The organism is Bartonella gliris (assembly GCF_045277155.1).
In the GTDB taxonomy this organism is placed as follows: Bacteria; Pseudomonadota; Alphaproteobacteria; order Rhizobiales; family Rhizobiaceae; genus Bartonella; species Bartonella gliris.
The window spans coordinates 1000753-1012914 of record NZ_CP123962.1; the positions used below are offsets into that span (position 1 = coordinate 1000753).

Genomic DNA, 12162 nt, shown 5'->3' on the forward strand with positions numbered 1-12162 from the left:
ATGCCCATCGTGTGGCACAAAGAAGGAGAAAATCGATGGCTACAAGCGTTAACAGGCTTGAAATTCTGCAAATTGCAGATGCTGTTGCACGTGAAAAGTCGATTGACCGTGAAATTGTCATTTCTGCGATGGCCGATGCTATTCAGAAAGCGGCGCGTTCTCGTTATGGTCAAGAAACCAATATCCGTGCTGAGATCAATGCAAAAACAGGCGAAATTAAATTACAACGTCTGCTTAAAATTGTTGATATTGTTGAAGATTATACAACTGAAATTACTTTGTCCGACGCTCTCAAACGTCAAGCAGACGCAAAAATAGGGGATTTTTTTTCCGACCTTTTGCCCCCTATGGATTTTGGACGCATCGCAGCGCAATCTGCTAAACAGGTTATTGTACAAAAAGTACGCGATGCAGAACGTGATCAACAATACGAAGAATTCAAAAATAAAATTGGTGAAATTATTTCCGGCACGGTAAAACGTGTGGAATATGGCAATGTTATTGTCGATCTAGGTCGTGGTGAAGCTATTGTGCGACGTGATGAATTAATTCCACGTGAATCCTTCCGCTATGGAGATCGTATTCGTGCCTTTGTGAATGATGTACATCGCGAACCGCGAGGTCCGCAAATTTTCCTTTCACGCACACATCCTCAATTTATGGTAAAACTTTTTACCATGGAAGTGCCAGAAATCTATGATGGTATTATAGAAATTAAATCTGTTGCCCGTGATCCAGGTTCACGAGCTAAAATTGCTGTTGTCTCACGCGATGGTTCAATTGATCCCGTTGGAGCATGTGTTGGAATGCGCGGAAGTCGCGTTCAAGCTGTTGTTGCAGAATTGCAAGGAGAAAAAATTGATATTATTCCTTGGTCACCTGATGCAGCAACATTCATCGTCAATGCACTACAACCTGCCGAAGTTTCCAAAGTCGTTCTCGATGAAGATGCAGAACGTATCGAAGTCGTTGTACCTGATGACCAGCTTAGTCTCGCTATTGGTCGACGTGGACAAAATGTTCGTTTAGCTTCGCAACTCACAGGATGGAACATTGATATCTTAACAGAACAAGAAGAATCTGAAAACCGTCAAAAAGAATTTACCGAACGCAGCAAACTGTTTATGGAATCTTTAGATGTTGACGAAATGATCGGACAGGTTATGGCGTCAGAAGGCTTCTCTTCCATTGAGGAAATCGCTTATATTGATCCTGAAGAAATTGCTTCCATCGATGGTTTTGATAATGAAACTGCCGCTGAAATCCAAAGCCGTGCACGTGAATATTTAGAACAAAAAGAAAAAGAACTTGATGAAAAGCGCAAAAAACTCGGTGTCTCTGATGAATTGCGAATGCTTCCTGGAATGACAAGTGCTATGTTGGTTGCTATTGGCGAAGATGGCGTAAAAACAATGGAAGATTTTGCCGGCTATGCAGTTGATGATTTGGTTGGCTGGAGAGAACGTAAGGAGGGTCAAACACAAAATTTTCCTGGTATCCTGACATCATTTGATATTACACGCGCTGATGCCGAAACTATGGTTTTGACTGCACGTGTGCAAGCAGGCTGGATAGACAAAGCTAATCTTGTTACTGAAAATCCTGCAGAAAGTGAAAATCCTGCAGAAAACGAAAACATAGATAATTTGAACGCGGATATACTTTAAATGAATGAACGGACCTGCATTGTGACAAGAAAAAATGCTTCAGTAAAAACGCTGATCCGTTTTGTTATTGGTCCCAATAATCAAATTGTCCCTGATCTTAAATCCAATTTGCCTGGACGTGGCGTTTGGGTCTCTTCCCACCATTTAGCCATTGAGGAAGCAATCAAAAAGAAAGCTTTTAACAAAAGTTTTAAAACAGATGTTGAGGTTGCGCCAAACCTTGCGCATATTGTGGATAAACTTTTGCTAAAAGCCGCCCTTGGAAGCCTTTCCATGGCGCGAAAAGCAGGCGCCGTTGTCATGGGAGCAACCAAAGTTGATGCAGCTATCCGTTCTGGTCAAGTTATCTTTGTACTGCATGCCAAGGAAGCTACAGAAAATGGGAAACGAAAAATTTCACAAGCCATCCATACAATACAGAAACAAACAAATCAGAACATAAAAACTACATCTTTATTTACAAGTGATGAAATGAGTGTGGCTTTTGGAACTAATCTTGTGATGCATGCGGCCTTATTGAACATGAAGGCTGCAGAGGGGTTTCTCAAAACAATACATAAGCTGATCGCCTACCGTGATGGCAACCACAGTAAGCCTGGTGAGATGACGGCAAAAGCCGTGAAGGAAATACAATGAGTGAAAATAATAACGACAAAACAACAGTCAAGAGGACTCTGAGCTTAAAACGGTCAGTCCTAGAAACCAGCACGGTCAAACAAAATTTTAGCCATGGCCGTACAAAAGCTGTCGTCGTCGAAACTAAGCGGCGCAAAATTACGCGACCGGATGAAAAAACTGAAATATCACAGCCAATTACTAAACCACATGTGGCCCCTCAACGTTCTAAACCACGATTCGAAGAAGCTAAACCAAGTGAACCTATAGCCAAAAGCAATCTTTCATCGACTGAAATGGAAGCGAGACTTCGCGCTTTAGAAGAAGCACATATCCAAGAAAGAATAACGCGTGAACAAGCCGAAGAGCAAGCAAGACTTGCCAAAGAGCGTGAAGAAAGTTTGCGGCAAACAATTCAAGAAACCGAAATACATCAAGAAGAAGAAAACCCTACGGTACAAACTCCACCTCTTCCCCCTGTTCACTCCCAAATAGAACCGATAGATATCCCTGTAACGCCTAAAAATACAACTGTAATTGAAAAACGCAAAGTAGATGAAATAAAAGATGACGATCGGCATAGCCGACGTGCTAATTCTGCTAAATCAGAAGTGCGTGCACCTAAAGTTGTAAAAGGTACCGATGAACGGCGTCGTGGAAAAATTAGCCTCAATAGCGCACTGGACGAAGAAGGGAGTGCACGTGGGCGCTCAATGGCTGCAATGCGCCGCAGGCAAGAGAAATTTAAACGTACACAAAACCAAGAACCAAAAGAAAAAATTTCTCGCGAAGTTATTCTTCCTGAAACTATTACCATTCAAGAGCTCGCACAGCGTATGACTGAGCGCTCCGTTGATGTAATTAAATTTCTCATGAAACAAGGACAAATGATGAAACCTGGCGATGTCATTGATGCAGATGTTGCCGAGCTCATCGCCGTTGAATTCGGCCACACTGTTAAACGTGTTTTAGAATCTGACGTAGAAGAAGGCATCTTTAATATAGCTGATAATCCTCAAAAAATGCGGCAGCGTCCACCAGTCGTAACAATTATGGGGCATGTCGACCACGGAAAAACTTCTCTTCTCGATGCTATTCGAAAAGCAAATGTTGTTTCTGGTGAAGCAGGTGGTATTACACAGCATATTGGCGCTTATCAAGTGGAGCAAAATGGTCAAAAGATTACCTTTATTGATACGCCTGGACATGCCGCCTTCACAGCTATGCGTGCTCGTGGAGCCCGTGTTACGGATATTGCCGTTCTGGTTGTAGCCGCTGATGATAGTGTCATGCCGCAAACCATTGAATCAATCAATCATGCCAAAGCCGCTGGTGTACCTATTATTGTTGCAATCAACAAAATTGATAAACCAGCCGCTGATGCGCAAAAAGTGCGTACAGAACTTTTGCAACACGAAGTATTCGTTGAAACTATGGGCGGAGAAACTTTGGAAGTCGAAGTTTCTGCTAAAACCGGTCAAAATCTTGATAAACTTCTCGAAGCGATTCTCCTTCAAGCTGAAATTCTTGATCTGAAAGCAGATCCAAAACGAACGGCAGAAGGCGTTGTTATTGAAGCCAAACTAGATCGGGGGCGTGGATCTGTTGCAACAGTTCTTGTGCAAAAAGGCACATTGCATCCTTCTGACATTATTGTTGCAGGCAATGAATGGGGCCGCGTACGCGCCTTGATTGATGACCATGGTCGCCATATTAAAGAAGCACTCCCCTCTACACCCATTGAAATTTTAGGCATGCAAGGAACGCCACAAGCTGGTGACCGTTTTGCTGTTGTCACACATGAAGCAAAGGCACGGGAAATTTCTGAATATCGGCAGCGATTAGCACGTGATAAAGCTGTAGCCCGCCAAACGAGTTCTCGCGGTTCTCTTGAACAGATGATGACCAAATTACAAACCTCAGGCGTCAAAGAATTTCCCCTTATTGTTAAAGGAGATGTGCAGGGATCAATTGAGGCAATCGCCTCAGCATTAGAAAAACTAGGGAACGAAGAAGTGCGTGCACGCATTGTGCATTCTGGTGCTGGAGGTATTACTGAAAGTGATATTTCTCTTGCTGAAGCTTCCAACTCTGCTGTGATTGGCTTTAACGTTCGAGCCAATAAACAAGCACGTGATTGTGCTAAAACACAAGGAATTGAAATTCGCTATTATAACATCATTTATGACCTTGTTGATGATATAAAAGCTGCTATGTCAGGATTACTCTCACCAGAGAAGCGTGAGACTTTCCTTGGTAATGCCGAAATTTTGGAAGTCTTTAATATTACAAAAATTGGAAAAGTCGCTGGATGCCGCGTTACAGAAGGTAAAATAGAAAGAGGAGCTGGAGTCCGCCTTATCCGCGATAATATCGTCATTCATGAAGGAAAACTTAAAACACTCAAGCGCTTCAAGGATGAAGTCAATGAAGTACAAAGTGGTCAAGAATGTGGAATAGCATTCGAAAACTATGAAGATATGCGTGCAGGAGACATTATTGAAATCTTCCGCGTCGAACATGTTAATCGCACATTATAAAAATACTCCAATGCCTTTACTCTTTCATAAAATGAGAAAAGTGAGTGAAGTTTATATGCGATTGTTCTTTCTTATCCTTAAGGTGATAAAGGAAAGAGAGATTGTAACAAGGGTAAAGCTTTGATGAAAAATGCAAATCCATCACAACGGCAATTAAGAGTCGGAGAACAAGTACGCCACGCTGTAGCTCATATAATGCAGAGAGGGATTTTATTTGACGATGTCTTGAAGAATATTGTGATTTCTGTCTCTGAAGTACGTATGTCACCAGATTTGAAAATTGCCACCTGCTTTGTTTCTCCTCTCAGCACTTCTAATAACGCTTCTCATAGTGATGTTGTTAATGTCCTCAATAAACATAGCCGCTTTATCCGTGGAGAAATCAGTCATGCGTTGCGACAAATGAAATACATGCCTGAACTGCGTTTTCGGCTTGATAGCAGTTTTGATAATTTTTCAAAAATTGACGCCCTGCTCCGCTCTCCTGAGGTAGCACGTGATCTTCGTCGTACTGATGAACATGAGGATTAAAAATATGACACGGCAACGCAAAAAAAAAGGCCGTTCTGTTTCTGGCTGGCTAATATTTGATAAACCAAAAGGAATGAGGTCAACAGAAGCTGTCTCACAAATCAAACAGCTTTTTCATGCACAAAAAGCAGGACATGCAGGTACGCTTGATCCCCTTGCTTCTGGCCTCCTGCCAATTGCATTGGGCGAAGCAACCAAAACTGTTCCCTATGTCATGGAAGGCACAAAAACCTATCGTTTTAAAATCGTTTGGGGAGAGGAGCGCTCAACAGATGATCTAGAGGGTGAGATAACGAAAACCTCTCTCAAACGTCCAACTCAAGAAGAGATACTCGCCCTTCTCCCTAAATATATGGGGATTATTTTGCAAACGCCCCCACAATTTTCGGCAATCAAAATTGCTGGTAACCGTGCCTACGATATAGCGCGTGAAGGTAAAGTTGTTGAAATTCCCCCACGCCAAGTGGAAATAGAAACTTTCAAATTGATCGAAAGCACCACCAAAGAGTATTCTATCTTTGAAATAACCTGCGGAAAAGGAACCTATGTGCGCTCCTTAGCACGCGATATGGGGCGTGATCTCGGTTGTTATGGGCATATTGCTGCCTTAAGGCGTATCGCAGTAGCACCTTTTTGTGAAGATGATCTCATTACATGGGATGAGCTAAAAGCGGCAATACTGGATAAAAATACAACAAATGAAAATGGTGTTCTTCCCGAAAAAAATTTTACAATACTTGATGAATTCTTAATTGAAACAGGTGCTGCTTTGGATTCTCTCTCTCATTATACCCTTAGTGAAACCCAAGCACAGCGAATCATGAAGGGCAATCCAGTGTTCCTATGTAATCACAATGCGTCCATTGATGAAGATGAGGTTTGTGTAACCTACAAAAGCCAACTTCTCGCTATAGGTACTCTTGATAAAAGCCTGTTTAAACCAAAGCGGATTTTCACAATTTAATCTGTTCTCCTTACAAAAATCTCTTGTAGAAAAATATTTTCCTCTATCGATAAAGGGCATAAAGTTTTTCTCATTTCTTTACATTTAGCCTCTTACCATCAAGGCAATTGGTCAGCAGAGGGCTTTAAATGCATCTCACTGGCATGTGGTATTGTCTGCCGCTCAATCATACGGTGTACTCTTATACCGTTAGGCGCACGATTTAAGTGACGCAAAAGCTTATTCACCTCTGCATCCGCTTTTATACGACGATGATTATGGCGCAAATAATCCACCCATGTTGGCATATGATAAGCTTCTGTCCAATATTCAGGCCTTTCAAGATCACGCAAAAGAACCCATTGGCGAGCGCCATCACGTAACCGAATATGGCGACGACGTGTCATCACTTTGAGAAATTCTTCGAGATCATTTTCATGAATTTGATAATCAATCATAATCATGATCGGACCGCTTTGCGCTTTTAGATCTAGTAAAAGCTCTGGTTCTCTGAAATGATCAAGCGGATCCAGATCTATTTGGGGAATCTCCTGAATTCTAAACTTTACCCCCGCAAGAGCTCCAAAAATCAAGAAGAGAGAACAAATACTCAAAGCAATTGTTGGAGAATAACCATCAGCCAGCCCCCCCCAAATTGCGCTTCCGACAGCCATACCCCCATAAGATGCCGTTTGATAAAGGGCTAAAGCACGTGCAACAACCCAGCGCGGTGTAGAAAGTTGTACGGATGTGTTAAACAGCGATAACGCCAAAACCCAACATAAACCAGCAGGAAACAAGGCAATATGGCTTATAATCAGCGAACGGCTCATAGCTAAAGAAAAGCAGGAAAAGGCAAAACCAATAAATGCACTTGCAATAATCGTCTCTAAACGAAAATAATGCCGTACAGATGAATTAATAATACCAGCTGTCATTGCTCCTAAACCAAAACAACCGAGCAATGTCCCATAAAGAAGCGCATTTCCCTCGAGAACTTTATGCACAACAATTGGTAAAAGTGCCAAAATTGAAATCGCCCCAATACCAAAAAGGAACGCCCTAACCATAATATTAAGGAGATTAGGCGACATCGCAACATAACGCAAACCATCGGCGACAGCTCCTAAAAGTCTCTCCCGTGGCAACGTGTTGTTTTTATGGCTCTGTTTCCATAAAAACAAAGCACCAATTAAAGGAATGTAACTTATTGCATTAAACAAAAAAGCTGCGGCTGCGCCTAAAGTAGCAATGACAGCGCCACCAATAGCAGGACCAACACTACGCATCAAATTAAAACCGACACTGTTCAAGCTAACGGCAGCAGGAATATTTTCCCTGCTCACAATATCTCCTATGGTTGCTTGCCAAGAAGGATTATAAAAAGCAGTTCCACACCCAATCAAAAAGGTAAAGCATAACAAAAGCCAAGGTGTTAGAACCCCCATATAGACTAAGACAGCCAAAATCATTGATATAACCATCATCATAATCTGCGCGCACAACATAATTTGGCGCCGATTAAAATTGTCAGCTAATGCCCCTGCCATCAAAGAAAACATAACAAGTGGTAATGTTGTAGCACTTTGAACAAGCCCAACCATGGAATGCGAAGAACTAATCAACGCCATTAACCAACCTGCCCCTACAGCCTGTATGAGCCCCCCTAAATTAGAAACGAGTGTAGACGCCCATAAATTTCGGAATACCGAATTACGAAAAAGCTTTAATATTGAAATGCTCTGCATCTTTTGCCTCCAAATCGGTATTCTATCGCTTTTGTTACCACACACACTCTGTAAAACAGCAATCTTTGTATCAAAAGGATGCATAATTCTTTAAAAATTTTCCATAAAACATCCTTAAAATCAATCTTTCAAAACATAACTCTTTATTGAAGAAGCTCTTCAAGATGATTTCAAGGACTAGTATTTTAACCTTCTTTCCTATATAAATGCCAGAGCAGGTAAGAGTCTTTGACTTTTCTTGTTCCATCACAGACCCTTGCTGAACGACATCTCGGCTGTGGGTGACTTTTTTCTTCGTTTTTTGAAAGGATAATACGATGTCGATTACAGCTGAACGTAAACAAGCTCTTGTCGCAGAATACGCAAATAAAGTTGGTGATACAGGATCACCAGAAGTGCAGGTTGCTGTACTTTCTGAACGTATTGCTAATTTGACTAACCATTTCAAATCTCACAAAAAGGATAACCATTCTCGTCGTGGTCTTTTGAAGATGGTATCTCAGCGCCGTCGTCTGCTTGATTACCTTAAAGGAATTGACCAAAATCGTTACCAAACACTTATCAGAAAGTTAGGTTTGCGTCGCTAAAAGAAAAATGGGTGGATAGTATTTCTAAAAAAATCCACCCATTTTTTCAGTTTGCTGCTTTTAGTGAAAAACTTAAAAAAACTGATGAGTAACTATCATGGGGCAGGATTGCTAGTTGCTTCGCGTTTAAATTGCGATTTATTTCTCTCTTTTCGCAAAAAGACAGAAGTGTCTTGTTGTCCTGCCCATAGCTTTAAAATATGCTACGTAAAACCAGAATGTGAGCACTGGTCATTAAGGATAAAAAATGTTCAAAACGCACAAGATAGAAATTGAATGGGCCGGTCGGCCACTCACTCTCGAAACAGGGAAAATAGCGCGTCAAGCTGATGGTGCAGTAATTGCCACCTATGGTGAAACCATTGTCTTAGCCACCGTTGTATCGGCAAAAAGTCCAAAACCAGATCAAGATTTTTTTCCACTTACCGTTAATTATCAAGAAAAATCCTATGCTGTTGGTAGAATACCTGGTGGTTATTTAAAACGTGAAAGCAGACCAAGTGAAAGTGAAACTTTGATTTCACGTTTGATCGATCGTCCAATTCGTCCACTCTTCGCCGACGGTTATAAAAATGATACGCAAGTCATCGTTTCTGTTATACAACATGATCTCGAAAATAATCCCGATATCCTCGCGATGATTGCATCTTCTGCTGCATTAACTCTGTCAGGTGTTCCTTTCATGGGCCCTATTGCTGGTGCCCGTGTCGGTTATTGCAATGGACAATACGTTCTCAATCCCCATATCGATGAAATGCCCGAATCAAAACTTGATCTTGTTGTTGCCGGTACAGAAAGTGCTGTGTTAATGGTTGAATCAGAAGCTCAAGAATTGCCTGAAGACATCATGTTAGGTGCCGTTATGTTTGGACATAAAGGTTTTCAACCTGTTCTTGATGCTATCATCGAACTTGCCGAAGTTGCCGCAAAAGACCCACGCGATTTCGTTCCCGAAGATCTTTCTGAACTCGAAAAAGCTATGCTGGAGATAGCCGAACAAGATATAAGAAAAGCTTATACAATTACTGATAAACAGGAACGTCACGCCGCAATTGATGCACTTAAAACAGAAGTCATCAGTAAATTTATGCCAGAAACAGAAGAAGACTGTAAATTCAGTGAAGAGCAAATTGCAACCGTTTTCAAACAATTGCAAGCAAAAATTGTTCGCGGGAACATTCTTGATACCAAAAAGCGTATTGATGGACGTGACCTTTCAACAGTACGTCCCATCCAATCAGAAGTTGGTATTTTACCCCGAACACATGGATCAGCACTCTTTACCCGTGGAGAAACACAAGCAATTGTCGTTGCAACATTAGGAACCGGTGAAGATGAACAATATGTGGACTCCTTAACGGGTATGTATAAGGAAACATTCCTTCTCCATTACAATTTTCCACCATTTTCTGTGGGTGAAACAGGACGTCTTGGCTCTCCTGGCCGCCGTGAGATCGGGCATGGCAAACTGGCATGGCGTGCTCTTCATCCCATGTTGCCGACCAAGGAATCTTTTCCTTATACCATTCGTGCTGTCTCAGAAATCACTGAATCCAATGGCTCCTCTTCAATGGCAACGGTTTGCGGAACTTCACTTGCTCTCATGGATGCCGGCGTTCCTCTGGCACGCCCTGTCGCAGGTATTGCCATGGGATTGATTAAAGAAGGTGAACGCTTTGCTATTCTGTCTGATATTTTAGGGGATGAAGATCATCTTGGAGACATGGATTTTAAAGTTGCGGGAACAGAAAATGGTATTACTGCTTTGCAAATGGATATCAAAATTGATGGTATTACCGAAGAGATTATGAAAATTGCACTTGAACAAGCCAAAGGTGGTCGAATCCATATCCTTAACGAAATGGCTAAGGCTTTAACCAGCGCGCGTGATGAACTTAGTGAATTTTCTCCACGCATTGAAATTATGAACATTTCTGTTGATAAAATCCGCGATGTTATCGGCTCTGGTGGCAAAGTAATCCGGGAAATTGTCGAACAAACTGGAGCTAAAATTAATATTGAAGATGATGGAACAATTAAAATCGCTTCTACCGATGCTAAAGCCATTGAAGCAGCAAAGCGCTGGATCCATTCGATTGTTGATGAACCTGAAGTTGGTGTTATCTATCAAGGAACAGTTGTAAAAACTGCAGAATTTGGTGCATTTGTAAACTTTTTTGGCTCACGAGATGGGCTTGTCCATATCTCTCAACTTACATCAGAACGCGTCACAAAAACAACAGATGTTGTTAAAGAAGGCGATAAAGTTTGGGTTAAATTAATGGGCTTTGATGAGCGTGGTAAAGTTCGGTTATCAATGAAAATTGTCGACCAACAAACCGGAAAAGAAATTACTGATGACGCTTCGATACAAGTAGAAAAAGACAAATCCATGGATGAAAAAAATAAATCCGAAAATAAACGCCGTCGTAAGAAAAAAGAGGAATAATCTTCCCCTCTTATCATGAAACAAAATGCCATTCCGATATTGGGATGGCATTTTCTTTGAAAGAGCTACATGTGTTATTATTTTTGCCTTTTGAAAACTATGGACTCCCCTATCCTGATCCGAGCCAATCTTGGCTGAGTTTTGGTTTAACCGAACTCCCTTCTCCAAAATGGGCACAAAACTTAGAAGTTATAACACCCTGGCGACCAGACTTTTTAAAATTTGCTAATGCTCAGTTTCGTTGTTCTCCTCAAATAGATCAAACTTTCACCTATGATGGTGCACTTTTGCATTTAAGCAAATATCGTGGTTTTAACCAAAATTGTTTTCTTGATCTCTTAGAACGTGTAAAACCTGGTGGATGGATTGTTATCGGTGGGAATAAAACTACCGGTGCCGCTTCAATGATGAAATGGGTTAAAACAATTGTACCCATCACCGATAAATTGTCTAAAAATCATGGTCTTGTATTCTGGCTTCAAGTCCCACAACAAATAGATAAACAGAATATTGTATATTTGCGCTCACCACCGCTTACTTTTGAAAATAAATTTCAAACAACTTCTGGCATGTTCTCGCACGGTCGTATTGATCCAGGCTCTGCTGCGCTCGCTTTGCATGTGCCAAAAATTATTTCAGGAAAGACTGCTGATTTTGGTGCTGGCTGGGGCTTTCTTTCTCACGCAGCACTTGAAAGAAGTGAAAAAATAACCGCTCTCGACCTTTATGAAGCCGACTACAACGCTTTGAGAGCAGCCAAACAGCATCTCAAACACGTAACGGCCTCTTGTTCAATTCATTTTTATTGGCATGATCTTGTGCATGAACCGATAACAGATCTGTATGATACCATCATTTCAAACCCACCGTTTCACACGCAACAAACTACAGATATTTCATTAGGACAGCATTTTATTATAAATGCTGCAAAATATTTAAAACCAGGTGGCAATCTTCTTCTTGTTGCTAACCGCCACCTACCTTATGAGGCATTGTTAAAAAAACTTTTTCGCACAGTTTTGATACATGAAGAATCCCGTGGTTTCAAAGTTATTGAAGCACGCCGATAGACGAAAACAAAC

Annotated in this window: 9 protein-coding genes; 8 read left to right on the forward strand and 1 reads right to left on the reverse strand. The window is 41.4% G+C overall.

Translation table 11 applies throughout. The features are described 5' to 3' along the window. Nucleotides 1–35: 35 nt before the first annotated feature. From nusA to truB, 5 genes are all read left to right on the forward strand, one after another. Nucleotides 36–1667, forward strand: a complete 1632-nt coding sequence (nusA, locus tag QHG54_RS04525) for a transcription termination factor NusA (protein WP_317992778.1) — start codon at nucleotides 36–38, stop codon at nucleotides 1665–1667. Then, nucleotides 1668–2303 (forward strand): RNA-binding protein, encoded by a 636-nt coding sequence (locus QHG54_RS04530; protein ID WP_317992777.1) that lies wholly within the window; start codon nucleotides 1668–1670, stop codon nucleotides 2301–2303. Then, nucleotides 2300–4822, forward strand: a complete 2523-nt coding sequence (gene infB, locus QHG54_RS04535; RefSeq protein ID WP_406603933.1) for a translation initiation factor IF-2 — start codon at nucleotides 2300–2302, stop codon at nucleotides 4820–4822. Before QHG54_RS04530 ends, infB begins: the two co-directional genes overlap by 4 nt. 123 nt (nucleotides 4823–4945) lie before the next feature. Then, nucleotides 4946–5353: a 30S ribosome-binding factor RbfA gene (gene rbfA, locus QHG54_RS04540; RefSeq protein WP_317992775.1), complete on the forward strand. Its 408-nt coding sequence runs from the start codon at nucleotides 4946–4948 to the stop codon at nucleotides 5351–5353. Nucleotides 5354–5357: 4 nt separating this feature from the next. Then, the gene (gene truB, locus QHG54_RS04545) at nucleotides 5358–6317 is read left to right on the forward strand and encodes a tRNA pseudouridine(55) synthase TruB (protein WP_317992774.1); all 960 of its coding nucleotides are present in this window, start codon (nucleotides 5358–5360) and stop codon (nucleotides 6315–6317) included. 98 nt (nucleotides 6318–6415) lie between these two features. Here truB and QHG54_RS04550 read toward each other — a convergent pair whose 3' ends face one another. Continuing rightward, on the reverse strand, nucleotides 6416–8044 hold the full coding sequence (locus QHG54_RS04550; protein ID WP_406603934.1) for an MFS transporter: 1629 nt from the start codon (nucleotides 8042–8044) through the stop codon (nucleotides 6416–6418). Between the two features lie 317 nt (nucleotides 8045–8361). On the opposite strand from QHG54_RS04550, the gene rpsO reads away from it, so the two are divergent. From rpsO to QHG54_RS04565, 3 genes are all read left to right on the forward strand, one after another. Next, complete coding sequence (rpsO, locus tag QHG54_RS04555) at nucleotides 8362–8631, forward strand: 30S ribosomal protein S15 (protein WP_317992772.1); 270 nt, start codon at nucleotides 8362–8364, stop codon at nucleotides 8629–8631. Between the two features lie 247 nt (nucleotides 8632–8878). Continuing rightward, on the forward strand, nucleotides 8879–11080 hold the full coding sequence (pnp, locus tag QHG54_RS04560) for a polyribonucleotide nucleotidyltransferase (protein WP_406603935.1): 2202 nt from the start codon (nucleotides 8879–8881) through the stop codon (nucleotides 11078–11080). 71 nt (nucleotides 11081–11151) lie between these two features. After that, entirely contained in the window at nucleotides 11152–12150 is a 999-nt protein-coding gene (locus QHG54_RS04565) for a class I SAM-dependent methyltransferase (protein WP_317992770.1), read from the forward strand. Nucleotides 12151–12162: the final 12 nt, after the last annotated feature.